The following is a 25,309-nucleotide window of genomic DNA, read 5'->3' as shown; positions in this document are numbered from 1 at the left end:
TGTGGAAATTTTTAGAATGACAGCGCTTACATTAAAAAGTAAGATAGGAACTGTAAAAAAAGAGCTCAATAATTATGAAAATTCCATGGATAAAGGAGAAAATATGGAGAAAAAATTAACTATCAGAGAGAGTTTACGCCTTGGAAAAGGATGGAACCTAATGATTTTCTGTATCTTGGCCATGCTGATTACAAATGCAGGTGTCAATGACGGATTAAACATTGCGCTTCCAGAAATTTCAAAAGGAGCAGGACTTGATTATAATTTATGTTTGAGCATGGGAACGATTGCTGGATTTGTTGGCGTTGCCATGATGTTCTTTATTGCCAAATTACGTGATCGCTTCGGTGGTCGGGTAATGTGCACTGCCTTGTTTATCATTTTTGGTTTAACATTTAATTTCTTGTTCTTACGTGCTAGCAACATTCTTATGTATGCGATTTCCCAATGTATTATGGTCAGCTGCGGACAAGGATGTTTCTATTTGTGTACAGGTCCAATGCAATCGGATTGGTTTCCAAAAAAACGAGGTGTTGTCAATGGTATTAGTACGATTGGTGCCAACATTGGTACAGCAATTTTAGCTCCATTGATGACAACATTATTGACCATGGGTATGTATAAAACGAGTTTATCCGTATTTGGATGGGCTGCCATTGTATTAGCTATATTTGCCTATATTACTTTGCGTGATGATCCAAAAGACGCAGGCATGTATCCAGATAATGTGACAAAAGAAGAATATGAAAAAGACTATAAACCATTAGAAAATCGACAAGAATATAAAAGTGATTGGACTATTGGCAAGATCATTCGCTGTAAAGAAGCGTGGTTGGCAGCCATTGTGCCAGGATTCATCACATTAGGATTATTGGGAATTGTTACTCAATTGGTGCCAAGAAATGTTTCCTTAGGATTAACGCAAGCCGAAGCAGTTGGGGCAATGACCATTGCTGGATTGGTAGGAATCATTGGTAGTTATACAATTGGTTTCATTGATACGAAACTTGGTACTAAAAAGGCTTGTATGATTTATTGTGCAACATTTGCGATTGGCATTCTATTTAATTTATTTGGTACTTGGGGCAAACCATTTGTATACATTTCTATTGCGATCATTGGTTTCTGCTTGGGCGGAAGTACAAATATGTCTTTGTCTTTCCCCGCTTCAATCTTTGGCGTATTGGACTATCCGACCGTGAATGGCTTTATTTTCCCAGTAAACTACTGTATAGGTTGTTTGAATTTTGCAGTCAATGCATTTGTTATGCAAGCAACTGGAAGTCTGACAAAAGCTTATATCATTTATATTATCTTATTTGTGATTGATATCTTTATCGTAGCGTTTACCGAAGAGGGAAAATGGGATAAACTAAAACATCCAGAATTGATGCAACAACAAGATAAATAAAAAAGAAAGGTTCTCTAAACAACAATTAGAGAACCTATTTTAATACAGACTGAAAAAATGACATAAATTCAATTTTCGTTTTAAAAAAACGCGATGCATTCGGATCCCAGTCAGTATAATATAATTCATTTTGAAATTTATATAAAAGTCCCGTATCTTCTTTGGATAAAGCTAAAACGATGAGCATACGAATTTTTTGATCATTGCATTTGATGCGATGATTCAATGTGGTAATTGAAATATGAGTTTGTTTGGCTGGCACCGATAAATAAACTAAAGTGTAGACCGGACGATTCGCAAACCCTGTAATTTGTTCCCGACATAAAACATCAGATACAAAGGCATCATCAATGATGTCTTTTTGTTTTAAAGAAGTTAAGACTCTTTTTAATAAATCATTAAAATCCGTGTCATTCGCTTTTTCTTCCCAGTCGGCTTCATCGAAATAGTGCAACAAAGAAGGAAAATCCTTCTGGTATAAGAACTCATATTGTTTCTGTTTGATCAATTGATCGATGGCATGAATATCTTTTTCATCCAAATAAGGATTAATATGAATGACACTTATGTTTTGATCCGAAACAATTTGTTTACGCACTGTCGTTAAAACAAGGTCAGTCGATGAAAAATCAAAACTATCTTTCATATACACTGGTACTAAATTTGTCACATGGATATGATCGGGAAATTGATGTTCCACCTGCATACGAATGTTCCAGGCTGCAGGCATATTCAAGTGCGAAAGAATAACAGTTCGCATTTTTTTATGTTTCAAATGAACAAAAGCTCCTGAAATCATGATACTTAAATATAATAATTCAAGGGAATCCAAATAACGACCATACGTTTCTTTGGCAAAGGGTTGCACCGTATAGGCAACTTCCATTTCGAAAGATAGCTTTTGTTGTGAAGTATTCCGAATCACGTTGTCATAATTTAAGTTATGCGATGGTAAACTCAAATAATAAAAGTAGTAAAGTAGCGTTTGATAAAAGTCTTCATTGTCAAAAAAATCAAAATGGAATTTTTCTTTAATAGCATTTAAATATTGATTGGTCAAGCGAATGCTTTTCTGATCCACATAACTTGATGCGTCATGCGATGTTGCATAGTCAATATCAGGTATCAAACTACAAGAAACCAATTCATACATTTCAACACGTTCAGCTTTCGGAAATTCTTGATCCCACTGATCATGCAAAAATGCTAAGACTTCATCGACAAATTGGACCGCTATAGGCTTCTCATAGATGGGTGAACGCACATCTTGTAAAACATGCCCCTCATCCATTCTATGGATAGATATCGCAATTGTTAAGATCAAATGGACTAAATTCACATCTTCCATACGAATATTGAAGCAATCCATCGTATAAAGAATAGCCATGATACAACGATTGATGAGTTTTTCGGAAATCAATTCATTCTTATAATAGGTATTGGATCGATGATTATAATCCCAACCTTGAGAATACAAATGCAGTAACAATCTTCTTCGTTTTCTTTCGTTTGGTTCAATCTGTACAAAGCTTCGATTGATCGTCATCTGAATGGAAAAGGGATCAATATACTCTTCTTTAAACGAACGGATATCGGAATCTAACGTCGTCTTACTAATATACATTTCATCAGCTAATTCATATAAATTCATTGGTTTTTCAGCTTCACACAAACACAATACGATATGACGAATACGATCGGTTTTAAAAATAAAGGAGGTACTGGTTTGTGTCAATTCACGTAGATCTTCGGAATTGGTCGATTGCAAATGATATCCATAACTATGTTTTGAAATGATTGTTGTATGGGATCCTTCCAACATTTCATTGATTGAAGAAATATCGTTTCGTATGGTTCTTGATGATACATGCAACCATTTGGATAACTGTGAACCAGTGACATATCCATCCGTATTATGTAGATAATTCAGAATTTGTCGCTGTCGTAAAGTTAAATTTAATTCCTTCATGAATACGCACTCCTTCTTAATAATGATATACATGAATTGTATCATTTGTAAATGATAGGCAAATCAATTCCTATTTCCTCTTTCGAGCGGAAAAATGCGCTTTGAGGAATATAGGGCTTTTTTTTATACTCAAAGCATAAAGAAACAAACAATATTTCATAAAAAAGGAGGAGACAATATGAAATACGAAAGAATTAGAAAAATTGTGTTAGACGCTATTGAAGAAGCTGTTGCACAAGGATTGGTAAAAGGAACTTCCGGTAATATCGCTTTACGTGATGATGAAGACGATGTAATCGCTATCACACCAAGTGGCATTTCTTATACAGGTATGAAACCAGAAGATATCGCCATTGTTGATTTAGATGGTAATTGGTTAGATGGAAACTATAAACCATCAAGTGAAGTGCCTATGCATACAGCTGTAATGCGTGCAAGACCTGATGTGAAAGCAACGGTTCATACGCATGCAATGTTTGCGACAATCATGGCTATGGGCGATAATCCTGAATTACGACCTATTACTCCACCACAATGTGAATTCACTCCTGTTGGTATCGTGCCATTCACAATGCCAGGAAGCAATGATGTAGCTAAAAAAGTAGTAGAAGCATTGGGAGACAATGGACGTGCCGTATTGATCAAAAACCATGGAATGTTCTGCTGTGGTAAGGATATGAAAGCTGCTATGGCCGCTACAACATACACAGAAGAAATGGCTGTCACAACATTCTATGCAAAATTGTTAGGTACATATGAACCAATGCCTGAAGAAGGCGAAAAAGCAATGAAAGCTTTGATTGCAGCCGATCAAGCTGTCTAGAGGGAACAATATGGCAAAGGAATTTTTTGTAAAGACGGATGTCACCTTTGGAAAAGATGCCATCCAAGAGATCTCAAGAATATTAACGCAGTTTGGTGCAACCAATGTGTTGGTTGTCTATGATAAAGGCGTGAAAGCCGTAGGTATTGCAGATAAAGTCGTTGATGCTATTGATAAAGATAAATTCAACGTTGTGGAATTTGATGGTGTTATTCCGAATCCAACCAACGAAGTCGTTGAAGCAGGTTATGCAATCGCAAAGGAAAATAATATCGATGCCTTTGTAGCTGTCGGTGGTGGATCCAGTATGGATACGGCCAAAGCCATCAATGTTCTAACAAGCAATGGCGGAAATATCATGGATTACGAAGGCATTGGTAACGTACCAAAACCTGTTTGTCCATTGATTGCCATTCCAACAACTGCTGGAACATCCAGTGAAATTACCAATGTAGCGGCCCTGGTCGATACCAAATCGGTTCGTAAATATGTCGTGATCGATAATAAGATCGTAGCCGATAAAGTGATTGCGGATCCTGAATTCACCCGTACTGTGCCAGCTGGAGTCACTGCCGCTACGGGACTGGATGCCATCACCCATGCCGTAGAAAGCTATATTTCTAACGAAGCGACATATTTAACCAAGTATAATTCTTTGCGTGGTTTACAGATTTTCTATGAAAATCTACCAAAAGTATATGAAAACGGCAACGATATGGATGCGCGTGAAAAGATGATGTTAGGTTGCATCGTTGTCGGATTTGGCTTCTCCAATGCCAATTTAGGATTGGTACATGCGATTGCACATACGTTGAGTGCTCATTTTGGTATAGCTCATGGCGTGGCCAATGCATGTGTGTTACCTTATGTTACGGCTTTCAATGCAGAAAAATGTCCAAAAGAAATGATTGAAATGGCCAAAGCCATCAACTTACCTTTGACTGGTGATGAAGAAAAAGATAAATTTGCTCTAGCCAATGAATTAGGCCGTATGGTCAAAGAAATGGGTATTCGACCTCTTCATGAACAAGGAAGGGAACATAAGATCACGGAAGCAGATTTTGACATCATCGCAACGGATGCATTAAAGGAAGGTCCGTTACATTTTAATCCACGTCAAGATGTGACAAAAGAAACAATTATTGAAATATTAAGGAAAGCATTTTAAGGAGACGAAAATGGCAAAAAAGAAAATGGTATTATGTACGCGTTTACCTGAAAAGCGTATGCAAGAAATTGAAGAATATTGCGACATTACCATTGCTGGTGAATTAAAGCACGGAAAAGGAAATGTAACCGAAGCCCAAACCAGAGAAGAATGTCGCGGCTATGAATTGGTCGTATTGGGCGATGAATATGCTGGTACAGATACGATCAATGATTGGGCGGATTCAGGTATGAAATTTATTGGTGTAGCCAAAGGAACACCCGTTACGGTCGATAATAAAACGATCATGGATCGTGGCTTGCAGTTGTCATATACACCTGGTCGTAACCGTGTAGCTGTTGCTGAATTCACAATGGGATTAATGATTGCCATGGCACGAAAGATTACGATTTCTGCTGAAGGATTGCATAAAGGTGAACATACAAGTCCAGCCAAAGCAGATATCTATGATGTACCTGATGTAAAAAATGTTACTTTTGGTCCTTTGGATGAACATCATCCATTTACCGATTATGGAATTGGATTTGAATTATATGGAAAGAAATTAGGTATTGCTGGTTTTGGTGCCATTGGTCGTGAAGTTGCCAAACGTGCACAAGCCTTTGGTATGGAAATCTTAGCCTATGATCCATACTTAGACGATGAAAAGATTGAAGCAACCGGTGCTAAAGCCTGTGATCTAGATACCATGTTATCCAATGCTGATATCGTAAGTATCCATCTACCAGTCTTAGATTCAACGAAAGGAATTGTAAATAAAGATTGGTTCTCAAAAATGAAGAAAACAGCTTATGTTGTCAATACTGCACGTGCAGCTGTTATTGATCAACGCGATTTTGTTGAAGCTTTACAAAATGGAGACATTGCTGGAGCCGCTATTGATGTATATTGGCAAGAACCAGTACCAGCCAATCATCCACTATTGAAGATGCGCAATGTAGTATGTACACCACATATGGCAGGATTGACAACCGATGTTGATAATTGGTCCGGTGAAATGATGTCTCAAGAGATCTTAGCTTACTTAAAAGGAGAAGATCGCAAATATATTTGGAAACGTGTCTAGGAGGAAAGTGAGAAATGGAAAACACGAAAACAAATGGTCGTAGCAAATTTGTGATTGCTGCTGGATTAATGATCATGTCACTGACAATGGCATGTAACAGCGCATTATCACCTATTCTAGCTGAAGTCGGAAAATCTTTCCCGGATGCAAGTGATGCATCCATTCAGATTGTCTTGACATTGATCAACTTATTGACTTTACCAATGATGCTCTTGGAACCACTTTTGGAACGTCGTATGACAAAACGCAACATCGCATTATTAGGAACTTTCTTAATGTTAGTTGGTGGCTTGTTACCACAAGTGATGAATACCCAATTATGGATGTTGTACATTGTGAGTGCCATCATTGGAACAGGATTATCCTTTGTCGTTGTCACCAGTTCATCCTTGATTTCGGATTATTTTACGGGAATTGATAAATCTAGAGTCATGGGATTCCAATCCATCTTCGTATCTATTGGTGGTACCATCATCGCTAAAGGTTCTGGTATGTTTACAGCTAACTGGGGTTGGGAAAAAGGATATTTGGTTTTCTTGATCGCTGTACCAATTATTATTTGTATTTGGGCTATGGTACCAAAAGGTGAAGTACCGGAACAAGCTGCATCGACAGAATCAAAAAGCGCCATCAGTGGAAGCATGGTTTATTTCGGAATCTTATGTTTGATCACAGGTATCTTTGTTGCCACATTTAATACAAATATCGCTATGTATATTGACCGAAATCATATTGGTGATGCGAGTACGGCCGGGACTGTTTCTGCCATCATGCAAGGTATTGGTATTCTTGGTGGATTGATCTTAGGTAATGTTGTTAAAACGTTCAAACGTTTTACCATTGGCGCTGCTATCATTGTGATGGCAATTGGTACGGCTTTGGTAGGTTTATCAACAAGTTTCCCAGTTATCTGCGTAGGAGCCATCTTGATGGGTATTGGTTTTGCGATTCGTAATCCAGGTGCAGTCACTTTCTCTGCCAACATGGTAGACCCTTCTCAAGCATCTATGGCTATCGCTATCGTATCGGCTACATATAATTTAGGAAACTTCTTGAGTGCTTATATTGTCAACCCTGTAGCTGCTATGCTTGGTGCCAATATCAGTATGCGTTTCATTTTATCTGCTGTCGCTTTATTGATCATAGGTATTGTAGCTTGTATCAAAGCACCAACAACCGATCAACAAGCATTGGATTCACAGAACTAATTGTATACAAATTGTTAATTACATCGTAGACTCGATTTATATCGAGTCTTTTTTTGTTGAGAATAGCAATAAATTTCCACTTTCAAGAGGAAATAGAGCTTTTGAAGCGTAACCGGTTACAAGTTATCGTATTACTAACAATAAGCAATAAATAGGAGGTTATTTTATGGGTATTTGCAAATATAAAGGAAAACAATTATATCCTCATCTTTTTTCACCATTACGAATTGGCAATATCAAGATGAAAAATAGAATCATCTGTGCGCCAACTAGTCCTAGCATGATCACGACCGAAGGTCATATGACACCGGAAATGATCGCATATTTGGAACGAAAAGCGCAAGGTGGAGCTGCCGTGGTAACGTATGGTGAATCCATTGTGCATTCAAAAACAGGAAAAAGCCATGATAAACAACTACAATTGGATTCTTATGGTGTTCGTCAAGGCTTGACCGAAACAACACGTGCCATTCATGATGCAGGTGCATTGGCAAATATTCAATTGTCCCATGGTGGTATGTATGGGGGATTGGCTAGTGTCGGTGGCGGCCATGACAAATCCGGTGTTGCTTGGGGTGTAAGTGATATGGAAATGCCGCAAGGCCATGTGAAAGAAATGCCAACTGAAATGGTCTATGAGATCATTGAATCCTATGGAAAAGGAGCATTGCTTTGTAAAGAAGTCGGCTTTGATATGGTTCAAGTACATGCCGCACATGGATGGTTATTTTCACAATTTCTATCCCCAACTTGGAATAAACGTACTGACGAATTTGGTGGTTCCTTAGAAAATCGTGCACGTTTCTTTATCAAATCTGTTGAAGCTGTACGCAAAGCTTGTGGACCAAAATTCCCTATTGAAGTTCGCATCAATGGTGATGACTTCTTAGAAGGTGGTTTAACACAAGAAGATTGTATTGAAGTCGCAAAAATGGTGGATGGCAAATGCGATTTGATCAATGTATCTTGCGGTAATCATGAAGATCCATCCATGTTTCAAAGAACGCATCCATCAGCATTCTTTCCACATGGTGTCAATGTTTACTTAGGTGCCGAAATCAAGAAACATGTAAAAACCCCAATCGCAACGGTTGGTTCTTTACAAGACCCAGCACAAATGGAAGAAATTATTGCGACAGGACAAGCCGATGTGGTTGAAATTGCTCGTGAATCTTTAGCAGATCCAGACTTGCCAAAGAAAGCCTTGCTCGGACAAGCCGATGATATTACACCTTGTTTACGTTGTTATGAGTGCTTCGGGGCAACCGGAGAATTAGAAATGGTCAAATGTTCTGCTAATCCTATCATTGGTCAAGAAATGCAAGCACGCTTTGGTGTGGAACCAGCCCAAGAAAAGAAAAAGGTGTTAGTCGTTGGCGGAGGGCCTGCTGGTATGGAAGCAGCCATTACCGCTGCCCAACGTGGTCATGACGTTACTTTGGTAGAAAAACAAGATCACTTAGGTGGCAATTTGATTCCTGCTGGTTCGGCTTACTTTAAAGGCGATTATCTAGAATTAGCAAAAGTATTAGAAAAACGAGTCTATGAAAACGGTGTTCATGTGCAATTGAACACAGAAGTTACATCTTCTTTCATTCAAGGTTTTGATCCCGATGCGGTTTTCGTTGCCATTGGCTCCAAAGAATGCAAGCCACCGATTCCAGGCTTAGATTCGGATAAAGTCATTATGGCCATTGATGCTGAATTGCATCCAGAAAAATTAGGTAAAAAAGTTGTCATCATGGGTGGTGGCCTTGTTGGTTGTGAAGGTGCGATTGGTTGGCACCATGAAGGCCATGATTGTACGATCATTGAAATGAAACCGGAAGTCGCCATGGAATGCAATAGTTTCTATCGTGGTGGCTTGTTGCCAAGAATTTATGATGCAGCTACCGTTATGTGCAATACATCGGTAAAAGCAGTAACTGAAGAAGGTGTATTGGTTTGCGATGCCGATGGAAAAGAATCCGTTATTGAAGCCGATTCAGTCGTTTGTGCATTAGGTTTCAAATCTGAATATGAAAAAGTAGATGCATTGAGCGATATTGTTGATGAATATTACATCATTGGTGATTGCCAAAAAGTTGGTAAAGTATATGATGCGATGAGTACAGCCTATTATGCGGCATGTCGAGTTTAAGAGGAAAAAATTATGAATGTATTAGATAATTATGTTTTAGGAATGGATTGTGGAACCACGAACATTAAAGCCATCATTTTAGGTCAAGATGGCAAGAAAGTGGCTGAAGCAAGTCGACCTAGCAAGTTTTTGACTCCCGGTCCCAATATGCAGGAACAAGATGCCAATGATTGGTGGCGTCAATCCAAAGAAATATTTCAATCTCTAGTTGCACAGGCAGGACAAGAAGTGGTGGATCGAATTCGTGGTATATCGATTAGTTCACATACGGTTACCCTATTGCCTGTGGATGAGAATGGATTGCCTTTACGAAATGCGATGACTTACCAAGATGGTCGTTCTGCTCGTGAATTGTATCAAATTTTGACAAAGATGGGATTTGATCATTTTGTCAATACAGTGGGTGGACAACCATCGGTATCTTTCTTACCTTGTAAATTATTGTGGTTCAAAAGACATGAACCTGAACTATTTGCACGTACGTATAAATTTTTACAAGCTAGTTCCTTCATTAATTTTAAATTGACAGGAAAAATGACTCAAGATGTGGATCAAGCTACACGAACACAGTGTTTAGATATGAACACGATGAAATGGTCAAAAGAAATTGGCGATATCATTGGTATCGATTTAGATAAATACTTGCCAGAGCCACAATCAGTAGATGAAATCATTGGTTATGTAACCGATCAAGCCGCAGCAGAAACGGGCTTGAAAGCTGGAATTCCAGTTGTAGCTGGATGCTCGGATGCGATGGCAAGTTTATATGCGACCGGCATGTCCAAATTAGGAGAAGCCGGTGAATCTTCTGGAACTACCTCATTGGTATTTGTCGGAAGTAAAGAAAAGAGCCCATTGGATATACCGGTTGTGACGCGTCCATGCTCCATTGATGGCATGCCTTGGATCTTTGACGCGCCTATTCAAACAAGCGGTGCCGCTTTGAAGTGGTATATAGATAAATTTGCAGCCGAAGAAAGAGCCTATTGTGATGAACATCATTTAAATATTTATAATTATTTAAATGAACAAGCACTGCATACGGATCCGGGATCCAATGGATTATTCTTCTTTCCTTACTTGCTCGGTGAACGAGCCCCTATCTGGAACGAATACTGTCGCAGTATGTTCATTGGTTTATCCATGACAACAACACGAGAAGATCTGACCCGTTCTATCTTTGAAGGAACTGCCTATGCATTACGACATGTCATTACCACTGTCAAAGAATCTGGTGGAAGATGTGATGCATTACGTATTTGTGGTGGCGGTGCCAAAAGTAAAACGTGGTCGAAGATCAAAGCGTCCATGTTGCATTGCCCTGTCTATTTATTAAATGAAGATTCTGGCGACGTTCCGGTTGGGGATGCCTTGATCGTTGGTCATAAAGTGGGGGTATTCCCAGATTTAACCGAAGCGGTAAAATCAGTCGTGAAGGTGGATGAAGTTATTCAACCAAATGAAGAATGGGCCAAAGTATATGATCAATTGTATCCATATTATGTAAATATGTATCAATCATTAGATGCAAATCTTCGTGCACTTCGCCAAACCGTAACCGATATTCAAAAAGACCTCCATCCCGAATATCGATAGAAGGAGTTGAAAAACTCCTTTTTTTTTGAATTTTATGACGTGAAACTTCCACTTTAAAGAGGAAGAAAATGATTGGATAAGAATGCATATTCTACCTATACTATCCTTAACAAAACAGTTAAAGGAGATTACAGATATGACAAAAATGAAAGCAGCATTAATGTATGGTCCCAATGATATTCGGGTAGAAATGACCGAAAAACCAGCTTGTCCAAAAGATGGTATGATCTTAAAGATTATGGCTGTTGGTCTGTGTGGATCGGATATTCGTAATTTGACTTCCGATTCCAGAAAAGGCAACTACCCATTTATCTACGGTCATGAAATTGTGGGATGTGTCGATGAAGTAGGTCCAGAAGAAACCAAATATCATGTGGGTCAACGTTTGTTCCTATTCCCAGGTACCTATTGTATGGAATGTGATAACTGTATCAGTGGACACAGTGAAAACTGTGAAAACGAACATGTAGCGAAATTAGCTGGAACCGGTGGATTTGCTCAATATATCGCTGTTGGTGGTGAAAAGATTCATTATGGTGGTATTTATGAAATTCCCGATGGCGTTTCTTATGAAGCCGCTAGCTTAGGTGAACCATTAACATCTGTATTTGCTTGTTTAGAAAATGCGAAAGTTGGATATGCCGACACCATTGTGATCATCGGGGCTGGTCCAATTGGTGATTTCATGGCGCAAATTTCAAAGATTCGTGGTGCACAAAAAATCATCATGATCGATTTGAATGAACATCGTTTGGAAATGGCAAAACAATTTGGTGTCGATGAAGTCATCGTAAGTAAACTAGATGATCCGCAATATGCAATCGATCGGGTATTAGAATTGACAAATGGCAAAGGTGCCGATAAAGTCATTTCCGCAACACCAGCCAATGCGACACAAGCACAAGCTTTATATATGGTTAAAAAAGGTGGCTTGGTTGTGTTCTTCGGTGGTGTACCAAAAGGATCCAAAACAGAATTGGATACAAACTTGATTCACTACAACAACATTTGGATCAAAGGACACTTTGGAGCATCGTATGATCAATCCAAACGTGCATTCCATTTGGCTACTTCACCAAACTTCCCAGCTGAAAAATTCATTACGCACATCCTACCATTGGATGAAATCAATCATGGTATTGAATTAACCAAGACAGGAGAAGCTATCAAGGTCGTTCTTCATCCTTGGGACTAAGAAACAAAAACCGAAATATCGGATTTATGTCTGATACTTCGGTTTCTTTTTTTATTTATCATAATCATCTAAGAAATGATGTTTCTTATCATCATCCTTATACGCAATGATTGTTTTTAAACTGACATTCTCTACGCTTTTAAAGATATTTTGTTCCACAAATGGATTTGTCTGTTTCATTTGACGAATCAATTGTTTGACTTCCATTCGTTTCGATTTAGGACGTGTCAAACAAGCCTCACTGCTACAAGTATCTGTGAACTTACAAGCACATTGAATAAAGTACAGACCATTGTGCTTTGCCCATGCCTTGATATCCTCTTCATGAATCAAATAGAGAGGGCGAATGACTTCCATGCCTTCAAAATGGTTAGAATGTAACTTAGGCATCATCGTTTGGATCTGTCCACCATAGAGCATCGACATCAAAATGGTTTCAATCACATCATCATAATGATGACCTAAAGCAATCTTATTGCATCCCAACTGTTGGGCATAGTTATACAAATGCCCTCGACGCATACGAGCACAGATGTAACAAGGATTCTTCTCAATATGGAAGACATTCTCAAAAATATCCGAAGTAAAGATCTGAATGGGGATTTGTAACTTTTTCGCATTTTCTTCAATGACATGGCGATTGGCAGGCGAATACCCTGGATCCATCACGATATATTTCACATCAAAATGGATTGGGCCATGCTTATGTAACTCTTGAAAACATTTGGCCATCAACATGGAGTCTTTTCCACCGGAAATACAAACGGCAATGGAATCGCCTTCTTGGACCAGTTCATAGGTTTTGATGGCTTTGGTGAATTTTGACCAGATCTTTTTACGATAGGTTTTGATGATGCTACGCTCTACTTGACGACAAAAATCATCGGATCGATTTTGTTTGAGCTGTTCCATCACAAACGATATATAGCCACCCTGCAATGAATAGGCTTCATATCCCTTTTCACGTAAATACGCCACAACCGGAATGCTTAATTGTCCTTGGGCACAAACCACCACAATAGGTTTTGTTTTATCAAATTCTGTTTGTTCAATCTCTTCTTGAGAGAGTTGGATGCTTCCATCCATCGGATTCTTTTGCGCTTGTTCTTTATCACGCATATCGATCAAAAGATAATTTTCTATTTGTTTCAATTCTTGTATTGTGATTTCCATAGTCGTATTTTAACATATATGTGTATAATAGATATACAAAAAGAGGAACTTGTTTATGGAAAGTGTAAAAGAATTATTCAAAATTGGACCTGGACCGAGTAGTTCGCATACCTTTGGTCCTATGCGTGCTTGTCAATTTATGTTGGAAACCTATCCCCAAGCAAACCAATTTGAAGTTGTTTTATTTGGCTCATTGGCCTTTACCGGAAAAGGCCATTTGACCGATCAAATCATCAAAAAAACATTAAAACATTGTACCATTCAATTTGACTATAAAACCCAATATCCCCATCCCAATACGATGACGATTGAAGCTTTTGATGCTGTCCATAGCTTAGGAAAACATACGTTTGAATCCATTGGTGGTGGCATGATCACCATTGATGGCCAAGCCAATCATACAATTGAAGAACCATATATCCATCATTCATTGGATGAAATTCAAACCTATTGTAGTCAACATCACATTCGTTTGGATGAATATGTGGATGAATTTGAAGAAAAGATCAATCCCTATATGGAAAAGATCTTTAAAGCCATGATACATTGTGTTACCAAAGGTTTAAAAACCACAGGGAAATTGCCAGGGGCATTAAAGTTGGATCGGATTGCCCATGCCTTATATCAATCGGCATCAAGCTGTGATACGCAAGAAGATCGTAATTTCTTATTACTATCCAGTTATGCTTATGCAGCCAGTGAACAAAATGCGAGTGGTCATTTAGTGGTGACTGCACCAACGATGGGCAGTGCCGGCGTATTACCAGCTTTGGTTTATCATACTTATAAAGATCGAGGCTATCAAAAGAGACATATCATCCAAGCCTTAAAAGTGGCTGGTTTGATTGGTTGTCTGATTCAAGAAAATGCGACGATATCGGGAGCAGAAGGAGGTTGCCAAGCCGAAGTTGGTGCTGCTTGTGCCATGGGCGCCGCCTTTGTGGCCAGTTTAGAAATGCAGACCAACGAACAAATCGAATGTGCAGCAGAAATTGGTTTGGAACACCATCTCGGATTGACTTGTGATCCTGTTGGCGGGTATGTGATGATCCCATGTATTGAACGCAATGCCGTGGCTGCCCAGCGTAGTTTGGATGCAGCTCGCCTAGCTAAATATTTGCGCAATGTCAAAAAGAATCGAGTGAGTTTTGATATGGTCGTCAAGACCATGAATCTTACAGGTAAGAAATTACCTATCGAACTGAAAGAGAGTGCTTTGGGCGGTTTGGCTGTGGTTGTGAAGTCGTAGCATGATATAAGAATTCAATCAAGATACGTGTAAAGATCGATAAAGGAAGGCGACTAAAAAAAGGATAATAGCTATCATCGATGACTTTTTCGGTATACACGAGAAAATACCAATCGGCTAGATCATAAAGGACCGTATCTTTTTTGCCGCAACAAACAACAATGGGTGTACCGACTTTTTGACATTGACTAGCCGCAATGGCTATTTCGGAAGAGGTATTCTGCAACGTTAAAAAAATGGCCAGATCGGTTGGTTGAATGCGTTGTTTGATGTTGAGCAAGAGCACAGAATCATCCACCAAGATGGCATGGTAGCCTAAGATTTCTAAATAATGACAAAACTCCATGCCACAATAGGTCGAAAGACCTTTCGCAAACACAAAGATACGTGGGCTTTTTTGAATGGCTTGAACAACTTTTCGAATATCAGATACCGAAAGATGTTGGATGGTTTCTACACTTTCTCGATAACACTTGGCTAAGATCTCATGAGCAAGGGGTGTGTTTCTCTGTTGGGGCTCACTGATCTTGAATTTCAGTTGGGCAATGCCGGAAAAGCCGGCCTTTTGAATGGCACGAGAAACGGTAGAGGAAGAGGTATATGTCTGCTCCGCAATTTCATTGATCGATAAAGTGGGAATTTTGGTTTCATGGACATTGATAAAATCAATGACACACTTTTCAGATGAGGATAATTCTTCCAGTAAAGCCGGACTCATAGGGATGATCATATTGGGAATCCTTTCATCGTATGTTGACATGCTGGGCACGTTTTTGTTTCTGCCTTCATTATAATATATTCAGAAAGAGGTGTAAAACATGACAACAATTACATATATCGGTGCGGGTGTGATGGCCAGTGGCTTGACATTTCCCGCATTTGAGAATGGCCATACCATTCGCATGGTAGGTACACCATTGGATCGAACTATCATTGATCAACTCCAAAAAGACAATTATCATATGCGCTTAAAACGCGTGTTACACACAGGCATTACTTATTATCAAGTAGAAGACTTAGACGTGGCTTTAGAAGGCGCTGATGTCGTGGTATGTGGGGTATCCAGTTTTGGCGTGGATTGGTTTACCGAAAAGGTATTACCGAAAATTCCCCCAAAAGTACGGATCTTATCGGTCACAAAAGGGTTGTTGGACCAACCCAATGGCGCACTTTTAACATTTCCAGCGTATTGGCAACAAAAAGCCCCCGACCTTTCGATCTATGCGATTGGCGGGCCCTGTGTCACGCGAGAACTCGCAGATCATGAACCATCTTGTGTCACGTATTGTGGCAAGAATAAAAAAGATCTGGTGTGGTTACGTTCGTTATTTGAAACATCCTACTATCATATTTCGTTATCAACGGATGTAGCGGGGGTAGAAACCGCAGTGGCCTTAAAGAATGGCTATGCCTTGGGAGTCGCTTTGACGATTGGTTTACAAGGCGGAAAAGACACAGGCAACTACAATGCGCAAGCTGCTGCTTTTGGTCAAGCCGTTCGCGAAATGGAACGGTTGATCGTAGTAGCTGGTGGCCAATTGGAAAGTTCCATGGTTGGGATTGGTGATTTATATGTGACGGTGTTTGGGGGTCGTTCCCGCAAGATCGGAATCCTTTTAGGAGAAGGTTATAGCTTGGAGCAAGCCATGGAAAAACTACAAGGAGAAACATTAGAGTCTGTAGTGATTGCGAGTCGTGTGGCACGCGCCATCAAAACGTTGCATAAAGAAGCGGAATTTCCTTTATTGATCCATATGGATGGTGTGATCAATGAAGGCAAACCGGCTACCATGCCATGGAAGGAATTTGAAACAACATTTTAGCACTTAAGTATTGACAGTGCTAAAAACTAGTGCTATAACATAATTGAAGATAGAAATAGGATACCAAATAGATCAAGTAATCAGATATCTCGTTCCTATCCGAGATCAATTCATGTTTCTGAATTGAAAACTTGGGAGGCGATATCATGAAACGTGAACTAAGAAATTGGAACGATTTTCCAGTATTTCCACATTTATTTGATGATTGGGATGCCAACTTCTTCAATGATCGTCGATCGATGAAAACCGATGTAGTCAAGAAAGACGACAATTACGAAATGAAGATGGAAGTGCCTGGCTTTGACAAGAAGGACATCCAGATTGAGTTGGTGGATGGTTATCTTTGCGTAAGTGCCAATAAGACCAGCGAAACCAATGAAAAAGACGATAAAGGAACAATCATTCGTCAAGAGCGTTGTGGCGATAGTTGCTCGCGTCGATTCTATGTTGGTGAAGGCTACAAACAGGAAGACTTCAAAGCAAGCTTCAAGAATGGTGAATTAACGATTACATTCCCTTGCATGAGTCAAGAACAACGCAATGAAACAAAACAAATTGAGATCCACTAGACATTTATAGAAGGAATGCTTTCCTAACGGTCGCCGACCCGAAAGATCGGAATCTAGCGTAAAAACTCAACAACAACGGTCGAGAAATCGACCGCATTTTGTTATATAATAAAGGTGAAAAGTTTCGTTTGGAGGCGATAGAATGAAGCGAGAGCGAAATTTGGATTTATTCCACGAATCCAATACGATGAAAACCGATATTGTCGAAAAAGACGGCAACTACATCATGAAAGTGGAAATTCCTGGCTTTGAAAAAGCGGAAATCCATGCCGAATTGGTCAATGATTATTTGTATGTACGAGCAGAAAAACCCGATACAGAACATAAAAAAGGAACAATCATTCAAAGAGAACGTTCTAATCGATATTCAAGACGATATTATGTTGGTGATGGATATAACGAAAACGATTTTAAAGCCCATTTTGAAAATGGTATTTTAACCATTGTCTTTCCTGATAAAAAGACAGAAGATCAAGAAAAACCAAGAGAAATCAAGATTGATTAGTACGGTCGAGAAATCGACCGCTTTTTTTATGGTATGATTATGCCGTGAGGTGTAGATATGATCAATCGATATGCGCGAACAGAAATGTTACTTGGCAAAGAAACCATGGAAAAATTAAACCAAGCCCATGTAGCCGTGTTTGGCATTGGTGGTGTTGGTGGCTATGTCGTAGAAGCCTTGGCACGTTCGGGTGTCGGTCATTTGGATATTATTGATAATGATACTGTCAGTATCACCAATATCAATCGTCAAATTATTGCCCTTGACGATACGATTGGTCAATTGAAAGTTGATGTGATGGAAAAAAGGATCCATGCCATCAATCCCCAAATTGAAGTCACAAAACACGCTTGTTTCTTTTTGCCAGAAACAAGTGACCAATTTGATTTTTCTCAATACGATTATGTCGTGGATTGTGTTGATACCGTAACCGCTAAAATTGAGATTATCATGAAAGCCAAAGCACAAAACATTCCTATTATTAGTGCGATGGGGGCAGGCAATAAAATGGACCCAGCCAAAATGGAAGTGGCTGATATCTATCAAACCAGTTATTGTCCTTTGGCAAAAGTCATGCGACGCGAAATGAAAAAGCGACACATCAAACATTTGAAAGTGGTTTATTCCAAAGAAAAGCCGATGCAACCCAAATGGCCTTGTGAAGAAAATACCACCAAAAAACATGTACCAGGCAGTATGGCCTTTACCCCAGGCGTCATGGGATTGATCATGGCTAGCGAAATTGTAAAAGATTTAGTTAACTATGAATAATTGTGGTGTATAATTAGGCCATAGAAAACGAGGGTAGGAAAATGCTAGCACAACGACGATATGATATGATCTTAGAACAAGTTCACTTGAAGAAAACAGTGACTGTAAAGGAATTGGCCCAACAGTTACATGTTACGGAAGTGACCATTCGTCGTGATCTGGAAACATTGGACAAAAAGAAAATGTTAAAGCGTGTGCATGGTGGTGCCAAAGAATTAGGGACCACATCGATTTTATCACCAACCAATGAAACCAGGATGTTGGATCGATTGAGTGTACACTATAATCAAAAATTACATGTTTGCCAAAAAGCGGCTACTTACCTTCATGATGGCGACTGCATCTTTTTAGATGGAGGTACCAGTATTCTTCCTCTTTTACAATGCATTGAACATCTTCAAATCAAGATCGTGACCAATAATGTTTTGATTGAACATGCCTTTGAAGGTGGAAAAGCAGAATTGATTGGTTTGGGCGGAACGGAAATTCCCGAATATAAAATGATCGTTGGTCCTTGGGCACAACGTATGTTGTCTTCGTTTAATTTTGATTATGCCTTTATTGGATCGGCTGGATTTGATGTAGAAAATAATCTGTTATATACGGCCGAATCGGAAACCTTGGCCATCAAAGAAATCGCGATTGCGCAAAGTTCTCAAACTTTTTTGTTGACCGATTCTTCTAAAGCTTCTGTGAAAGGATTTTGTAGTTATTCGATGACGGATAAAATCGATCGTGTCATATGCGATAAAGGCTTACAAGTGGATGATTTACCTGAAAATTACATTTTAGTATAATATGGAACGATTTTTAATGCGACTGAAACCATTGGTACAATTTTTTAGTTCGTTTTCCGATGAAATGCAAAAACGCAATATTACCGGGTATGCCGGAAGCATCGCCTTTTTTCTCGTGCTTTCCAGTATCCCGCTTTTGGTATTGTTTTCGTTGTTTATTCCAGCAATGGGCATCAACCAAAATGACTTTACCGTTTTCTTTACGTCCATCGTTCCGGCTTCTTCGACTAGTTTTATCGCTGCATTGATTTCCGAAGCCTACAATATGTCGGGTGCTATTTTCCCGGTTTCTTTGGTGATCTTATTGTTTACTTGTTCACGGGCCATGATGGAACTTATGCGCGGACTACAAGCCGTTTATGATGTCAAAATCAAACGAGGATATCTTTATTTACGCGCATTAGCCTGTGTGTATACGTTATTATTGATTGTTTTGTTGGCGTTGATGATCATCCTTTTGGGATTTGGTGATGACATCATGCACTTGATTCGTCAACACTGGATCGGGCCGGCCATTTTATTTCAGACCATCTATCAATTCCGTTATATCATCGTTTTTGTGAGTGGTATCCTCATTCTGAGTTTGACCTATAAGTTAGCTTCGATGGAAAATCAACCATTGATCGAACAAGTGCCGGGCGCAGTCTGTACCTTATTGGCCTGGGTCATTTTCACCAAGATCTTTACATTTTTTACCAAGATCAGTACGTATAGTATCTATTATGGATCTTTATCCGTATTGGTGATTTTCTTATTCTGGCTCTATTGGTGCATCTATATTTTATTGATTGGTGGCTATATCAATTGGTATTTTCGCTATGTTTTCCGGGTCTGGTTGTTACGACTGCATAAGCTGGTTCATCATAAGTAAGAAATGTTACAAACCTTTTATTTTCATTTGACTTACATATGATATAAACAAATTATGAAAACGACTAAATACACAGATACATACGGTGCTGTTGGTATGTGTTTGGGCGTCGCTTTTGGATGTTGGACCGATCAGTTGGCCGTTGGCATTATGTTTGGATTAGCGATTGGCATCTGCGTAGGGAATCGAAAGGATAAGAAGATCAATCAACAATTGACATCGGAAGGATGGAAAGTCATTGCCATCCATGATCATATCACCATCCAAAATAAGGCGAAACGAACCAAAGAAGTCAATTATATTCCGGATGTAAAAATTGGCGATACGGTATATCTACAAGAAAACAATACGATTGAGAAGATATAAAAAAAGAAGGTGGTTGGCCTTCTATTTCTTGTCTATTTCGAAGTATTTTAGAGAGAGAAAGGGATATGAAATAGACAATATTGATATTACCTCCTTGGATGTTTTTATTTTGTCGCGCTTACTTTAAATGAAGTTTAAAAAAGAAAGGATTTTTGGTCCTTCCATTCGTTTTATTTACTAGTAAGCAATATGAATTTGTAGAGAGAGAAAGGGATTTTCTAGTAAATAAAACAACTCTTTGACTATTACCTCCTTTGAATGACCATATAATAATCAGGCTACATTAAATGAAGCTTAATATGGTAAGATAAAAATGAATAAAGAAAGGATTTATTTATGATGAAATGGATTATTATTCTAATTATTGTTGTGGTGATCGTTTTGATCGTGATCTCAGCCTACAATAAATTAATTCGCATGCGCAATAAAGTGGATGAAAGTTATGCCACAATGGATGTCTATCTAAAAAAACGTTTTGATTTGATTCCGAATTTAGTCGCTACGGTCAAAGGATATGCCAAACACGAAGCGGATACTTTGGAAAAAGTCGTGGCCCAACGAGGAAATGCCCATGGTACCGGTGAAATTCTCGATAGTGAAAGAGCGATTACCGGTGCTATCCGTAATTTATTTGCGGTTGCTGAGTCGTATCCCGATTTAAAAGCCAATCAAAACTTTATGGATCTACAAGGACAATTGAAAAAAGTGGAAGAAGACATTGCCAATGCGCGAAAATACTACAATGCTGTGGTTCGTGAATACAACGATGCCATCATGACGGTACCAACAAATATCATTGCGGGCTTGTTCCATTTTGAGAAGCGCCAAATGTTTGAGGTCGATAATGAAAACGAACGTCAAAATGTTAAGGTCGAGTTTTAAGTGGTTTCTTGCCATTTTACTTTGTCTGGGATTTTGTTTTACACCTGTAAAAGCTAATACCACCGATTATTCGATTGAAGATTTCCATATTGATGCTACTTATCATAAAAATAACACCATCACCCAAACGGAAACCATTCAAGTCAACTATTCAACACCCAAACATGGTATTTATCAATATATCCCTCTGCATTTTTATGTCGGTTATAAAGACGGTGAAGAAAAAGCTGGACAAGTGGATACCTATGCCATTCAGGTAGAGGATGTTTCGGTGAAGGGTGCTTCCTATGAAACATCATCCGAAGATGGAACCTATCAAATAAAGATTGGCGATGCCGATACGTATGTAACAGGATCAAAAACCTATACGATCCAATATACATTGGTTTTACCTAAAGATTATCGGTCGAATTATGATTTTATGTACTATTCATTGATTGGTAATGATTGGGAATGTGCGATGAATCATGTTTCGTTTGATCTCCATTTTGAAAAGCCACTGACCCAAAAAGAAGTCAATGGATTTCATTTGTTTAGTGGTCCAAGCCGACAAACAACCAATGCAGCCAATGTAGAGTATCAAGTAACCAAAAATGGCGTGAGTGGTCAAGTCAATCAATTAGCTGCCGGATCGGCCATCACCATTTTAAGTCGTTTGCGCAAGAATTATTTTGTGGATGCGTATCAACGATCCACTTGGATGACATGGCTTTGTGCCTTGTTGGCAGCGATTTTTGCCCTGCTTGTTTTGATCAAAGAACTTCAAAATCATGATGATGACATTACGCCAGTGATTACGTTTGATCCACCGGAAGATCTAGATCCAGCTGCCGTTGGATATATTGTGGATGGAAAAGCCGATGATGTCGATATGATGGCTTTGATTCCGTATTGGGCCGAAAAAGGCTATGTAGATATTGAAGACCAGTCGCAATCCGAAAAACATCCACATATTATTGTTCATGCCAAAGTGGATGCACTGCCGACCAAAGATCCATACCAAACCATGTTGTTTAAAGCCATGTTTAAAAAAGATAAATCTTGTGACTTTACACATATGAATAAGAAATTTGGAGAAAAGTTTGTAGCGGCTAAAGAAGCGTTGCATCAATCGTTTTTGGATGAGCGGAAACTCGAAGAAACCGATTTTTTTGAATATTTCAGTCTTGTTGGATTGATCGTATTTGCCTTAGCTCTATTTACTTCTTCTTATGTGGGGTATTTCTATCATTGGTATGTGGCTATTATCTTTGTGGCTCTTTTTGTGATTTGTGCGTGGTGCTTAAATAAAGACATCAAAGACTCTTTTGATAAACAACATCACAGTGTATGGAAGTCTCTATTGAGCTTGGTTTGTTTCGGTGTATGGTTGTTCTTTATCTATACACAAGGAACGCAAACAGATCAAATCTTACCATCTTGGGTATTGTATGGTGTATCCATATTGATTTATCTATGTTTCTTCTTTTCGTATCGAATGCATAAAATGAGTGCCTATTGGAAAGAAAAAGCTGGACCATTGATGGGATTCAAAGACTTTATTCAAAAAGCCGAAGTGGATCAATTGGAGAAACTGTCCGCCGAAAATCCAAGTTATTTCTACGATGTGATTCCTTATGCGATGGTTTTTGGGCTTGCCAAAACATGGGCCAAGAAATTCACAAATATCCAAATTCCACAGCCAGACTGGTATGTAGCCAATGATTATACATTCTGGAATACAATGTATTTCTATTCCATGATGAATCATGGCATTCAAACACCTGTCGATAACTCTGTCAGAAGCTACAATGCGGCTCAAGCCGCGCAACAAGCCGGTTCCGGCTCTGGTAGTTTTGGTGGCTTTTCAGGTGGTGGTGCCGGTGGTGGCGGCGGAGGCGCCTGGTAAACAAAGGAGCTGTAACGAGTAGGTGAATTTTCGGATTTATCTAGGAGCGAACGGCTCCTTTTTCATTTTGACGATCTGCTTGCTTATGCTTTTTATACAATAAAGAAAAAATGCCAATTTTTGAGCGCATTAAAACGACGTGCTCATATTTGGCATTTTTTTGTTTGTATAGTAGATGTTAGGAATGGTTTTTTTGATTGGTTTTCAGTTTCTGCATTTTATGTGTATGATATTTGCGCAGATTATGACCGATTGAAACCAGCAGAAGCTCCAATTTGACCATGGTTTCTTTCCGACGCCATAGTCTGTCATATTCCTGGTCCTGCTTGATCTGTCCGAATATCCCTTCTGCCTGGATGCTCCGCTGCTTCATCAATACCTGACCGGTCTCCGTCAGCAGATTTTCTCTGACCTCGATCTGCATCTCGGCCAGCTTGTCAGTCCTCTGCAGGGTTCTTCCGTGTTTGGATCGCGTACACTGTGACCGCAAAGGACATCCTTCACAATGTTCATTGTGATAGAACTGGATCGTTCTCGGATATCTGCCTTTGACAGATTCTTTTGTCTGTTCCAGCGTGAATGCATGTCCCTGCGGACAATAGATATTGCCTTCTTCATCCGGCTTCATCATACAGCTCTTGAATCGGTTCTTATCCGTGACCTTTTCCTGTTCTTTGTGCATGGTATTGTATTTCATATACAGTTCGATATCATGTTCCTTGCAGTAACAGTAATTGTCATAGCTGCCATATCCGGCATCGGCCGGCGTCTTTCTGGGAAAGCATCCATAGGCTCTGTGATATCCTTCCATAAAAGGAATGCATGTATTCAGGTCATAGGCATCACCGGATACATAGATATGGCGGATGTAGCCGTTGCTGCTGCCCATCTGCACATTGTATCCGGGCTTGAATACATTGGTATGATTATAATAGTCGTATTTCATATGCATGAAGGTGGCATCCGGATCGGTCTTCGAAAAACTGTTCCGTCCTTTTGCCAGCTTATAGTAAATGGAATATTTCAGTATCTTTTCTGCGTCTTCTACAAATCCTTCCTTATAGCGCTGCAAAGGATGTTTCGCATGTCCTCTGCCATGCTGTTCTTCGATATGCTTCGATCTCATGATCCTGTCCAGGGTATCGGTTATCTCTGCCAGATATTCAAAGGAAAATTCCTTGAGGATGGAGAAGCGGTAAGGCAGTTCTTCTTTTTTACAGTATCGATTGAGGCTTTGCAGACGGTCCATGATCCGGATCCATCGTTTTTCCCGGAATTTTTTTGTGGCCTTCATCCATACGAAGGTCATCTTGTTCGCATTGGCTTCGAACTTGGTGCCATCAATATAAAGAATGTCCGCATCGATGGTATCGTTCTTTTCAAAATAGCGGTTCAGATCATAGAAGATCTCTTCGATGGGAATCTTGAGGTCATCATGGATGAAACGATGAAAAGCCATATGGGAAGGTGTCTGACCATCCATGATAAATTGAAAACGGATGTCATAGCGGCAAAGAGAAGCAAGCTTTCGCAAATAGACATAGCCACACATTGGAGCATATTCACACTGTCATACCCATATGAATTTCGATGAGAGAGATCGAAATATTTTAATGGATTGATTGTTTCTACGACCTCTTTCACGGTTCTGGAAATATCATCATCAGGGATAGAATCTTCGTAAACAAAACGCAAAGGGAATTGAAATGACGGTTGAATTGCGTTAGAAGGTATTTTGACACAACAAAATTATACCAAAAAGGCCGATGGCGATGAACAACAGTTCAAAACCATCGGTCCTTTTTTTGATGAGCTGATTAACGATTACTCGTTACAGCT

Annotated in this window: 22 protein-coding genes; 18 read left to right on the top strand and 4 right to left on the bottom strand. The window is 39.2% G+C overall.

Annotated elements, in window-relative coordinates:
* Positions 1 to 103: 103 nt before the first annotated feature.
* The gene (locus EDX97_RS11035) at positions 104 to 1,411 is read left to right on the top strand and encodes an MFS transporter (RefSeq protein ID WP_128521216.1); all 1,308 of its coding nucleotides are present in this window, start codon (positions 104 to 106) and stop codon (positions 1,409 to 1,411) included.
* 34 nt (positions 1,412 to 1,445) lie between these two features.
* Here EDX97_RS11035 and EDX97_RS11030 read toward each other — a convergent pair whose 3' ends face one another.
* Positions 1,446 to 3,380 (bottom strand): BglG family transcription antiterminator, encoded by a 1,935-nt coding sequence (locus EDX97_RS11030; RefSeq protein WP_183164352.1) that lies wholly within the window; start codon positions 3,378 to 3,380, stop codon positions 1,446 to 1,448.
* Positions 3,381 to 3,558: 178 nt separating this feature from the next.
* On the opposite strand from EDX97_RS11030, the gene EDX97_RS11025 reads away from it, so the two are divergent.
* The 7 genes from EDX97_RS11025 to EDX97_RS10995 all read left to right on the top strand — a co-directional run bounded on the left by EDX97_RS11025 (position 3,559) and on the right by EDX97_RS10995 (position 12,576).
* Positions 3,559 to 4,203, top strand: a complete 645-nt coding sequence (locus EDX97_RS11025; RefSeq protein ID WP_128521214.1) for a class II aldolase/adducin family protein — start codon at positions 3,559 to 3,561, stop codon at positions 4,201 to 4,203.
* 10 nt (positions 4,204 to 4,213) lie between these two features.
* Positions 4,214 to 5,371, top strand: a complete 1,158-nt coding sequence (locus EDX97_RS11020) for an iron-containing alcohol dehydrogenase family protein (RefSeq protein WP_128521213.1) — start codon at positions 4,214 to 4,216, stop codon at positions 5,369 to 5,371.
* Positions 5,372 to 5,381: 10 nt separating this feature from the next.
* Positions 5,382 to 6,437: a 2-hydroxyacid dehydrogenase gene (locus tag EDX97_RS11015; protein ID WP_128521212.1), complete on the top strand. Its 1,056-nt coding sequence runs from the start codon at positions 5,382 to 5,384 to the stop codon at positions 6,435 to 6,437.
* A gap of 14 nt (positions 6,438 to 6,451) precedes the next feature.
* Positions 6,452 to 7,645, top strand: coding sequence for an MFS transporter (locus EDX97_RS11010; protein WP_128521211.1), 1,194 nt, complete (start codon positions 6,452 to 6,454; stop codon positions 7,643 to 7,645).
* A 166-nt stretch (positions 7,646 to 7,811) separates the two neighbouring features.
* Entirely contained in the window at positions 7,812 to 9,785 is a 1,974-nt protein-coding gene (locus EDX97_RS11005; RefSeq protein ID WP_128521210.1) for an oxidoreductase, read from the top strand.
* 12 nt (positions 9,786 to 9,797) lie between these two features.
* Positions 9,798 to 11,381, top strand: a complete 1,584-nt coding sequence (locus EDX97_RS11000; protein ID WP_128521209.1) for a xylulokinase — start codon at positions 9,798 to 9,800, stop codon at positions 11,379 to 11,381.
* 136 nt (positions 11,382 to 11,517) lie between these two features.
* Complete coding sequence (locus EDX97_RS10995) at positions 11,518 to 12,576, top strand: zinc-binding dehydrogenase (protein WP_183164351.1); 1,059 nt, start codon at positions 11,518 to 11,520, stop codon at positions 12,574 to 12,576.
* Between the two features lie 51 nt (positions 12,577 to 12,627).
* On the opposite strand, the gene EDX97_RS10990 is transcribed toward EDX97_RS10995, so the two are convergent.
* Positions 12,628 to 13,749: a PP-loop family protein gene (locus tag EDX97_RS10990; protein ID WP_128521208.1), complete on the bottom strand. Its 1,122-nt coding sequence runs from the start codon at positions 13,747 to 13,749 to the stop codon at positions 12,628 to 12,630.
* 55 nt (positions 13,750 to 13,804) lie between these two features.
* On the opposite strand from EDX97_RS10990, the gene EDX97_RS10985 reads away from it, so the two are divergent.
* A complete protein-coding gene (locus EDX97_RS10985) occupies positions 13,805 to 14,998 on the top strand; it encodes an L-serine ammonia-lyase, iron-sulfur-dependent, subunit alpha (RefSeq protein ID WP_128521207.1) in 1,194 nt (397 codons plus the stop codon).
* On the opposite strand, the gene EDX97_RS10980 is transcribed toward EDX97_RS10985, so the two are convergent.
* Entirely contained in the window at positions 14,943 to 15,758 is an 816-nt protein-coding gene (locus EDX97_RS10980) for a MurR/RpiR family transcriptional regulator (protein ID WP_128521206.1), read from the bottom strand. The two genes, EDX97_RS10985 and EDX97_RS10980, sit on opposite strands and share 56 nt — an antisense overlap.
* A 58-nt stretch (positions 15,759 to 15,816) precedes the next feature.
* On the opposite strand from EDX97_RS10980, the gene EDX97_RS10975 reads away from it, so the two are divergent.
* The 9 genes from EDX97_RS10975 to EDX97_RS10935 all read left to right on the top strand — a co-directional run bounded on the left by EDX97_RS10975 (position 15,817) and on the right by EDX97_RS10935 (position 23,470).
* Positions 15,817 to 16,821 (top strand): glycerol-3-phosphate dehydrogenase, encoded by a 1,005-nt coding sequence (locus tag EDX97_RS10975; protein WP_128521205.1) that lies wholly within the window; start codon positions 15,817 to 15,819, stop codon positions 16,819 to 16,821.
* A 146-nt stretch (positions 16,822 to 16,967) separates the two neighbouring features.
* Positions 16,968 to 17,390 carry an Hsp20/alpha crystallin family protein gene (locus EDX97_RS10970; protein ID WP_128521204.1) on the top strand — a complete coding sequence of 141 codons (423 nt, stop codon included), beginning with the start codon at positions 16,968 to 16,970 and terminating at the stop codon, positions 17,388 to 17,390.
* A gap of 142 nt (positions 17,391 to 17,532) precedes the next feature.
* On the top strand, positions 17,533 to 17,895 hold the full coding sequence (locus EDX97_RS10965; protein ID WP_128521203.1) for an Hsp20 family protein: 363 nt from the start codon (positions 17,533 to 17,535) through the stop codon (positions 17,893 to 17,895).
* A 57-nt stretch (positions 17,896 to 17,952) separates the two neighbouring features.
* Positions 17,953 to 18,666 (top strand): tRNA threonylcarbamoyladenosine dehydratase, encoded by a 714-nt coding sequence (locus tag EDX97_RS10960; protein ID WP_128521202.1) that lies wholly within the window; start codon positions 17,953 to 17,955, stop codon positions 18,664 to 18,666.
* A gap of 41 nt (positions 18,667 to 18,707) precedes the next feature.
* Entirely contained in the window at positions 18,708 to 19,463 is a 756-nt protein-coding gene (locus EDX97_RS10955; RefSeq protein ID WP_128521201.1) for a DeoR/GlpR family DNA-binding transcription regulator, read from the top strand.
* A gap of 1 nt (position 19,464) precedes the next feature.
* Positions 19,465 to 20,334, top strand: coding sequence for a YihY/virulence factor BrkB family protein (locus EDX97_RS10950; protein WP_128521200.1), 870 nt, complete (start codon positions 19,465 to 19,467; stop codon positions 20,332 to 20,334).
* A gap of 54 nt (positions 20,335 to 20,388) precedes the next feature.
* Positions 20,389 to 20,700 carry a glycine zipper domain-containing protein gene (locus EDX97_RS10945; RefSeq protein WP_128521199.1) on the top strand — a complete coding sequence of 104 codons (312 nt, stop codon included), beginning with the start codon at positions 20,389 to 20,391 and terminating at the stop codon, positions 20,698 to 20,700.
* A 339-nt stretch (positions 20,701 to 21,039) separates the two neighbouring features.
* The gene (locus EDX97_RS10940; protein ID WP_320853370.1) at positions 21,040 to 21,582 is read left to right on the top strand and encodes a LemA family protein; all 543 of its coding nucleotides are present in this window, start codon (positions 21,040 to 21,042) and stop codon (positions 21,580 to 21,582) included.
* Positions 21,545 to 23,470: a DUF2207 domain-containing protein gene (locus EDX97_RS10935; RefSeq protein WP_128521197.1), complete on the top strand. Its 1,926-nt coding sequence runs from the start codon at positions 21,545 to 21,547 to the stop codon at positions 23,468 to 23,470. The genes EDX97_RS10940 and EDX97_RS10935 overlap by 38 nt, the downstream gene beginning before the upstream one ends.
* Before the next feature lie 178 nt (positions 23,471 to 23,648).
* On the opposite strand, the gene EDX97_RS10930 is transcribed toward EDX97_RS10935, so the two are convergent.
* Positions 23,649 to 25,022: a transposase gene (locus EDX97_RS10930; protein ID WP_128521196.1), complete on the bottom strand. Its 1,374-nt coding sequence runs from the start codon at positions 25,020 to 25,022 to the stop codon at positions 23,649 to 23,651.
* Positions 25,023 to 25,309: the final 287 nt, after the last annotated feature.

Source organism: Absicoccus porci, assembly GCF_003725415.1.
Taxonomy (GTDB): Bacteria; Bacillota_I; Bacilli_A; order Erysipelotrichales; family Erysipelotrichaceae; genus Absicoccus; species Absicoccus porci.
The sequence above is the reverse complement of the archived record's forward strand: the minus strand, read 5'-3'. Positions and strand labels throughout refer to the sequence as shown.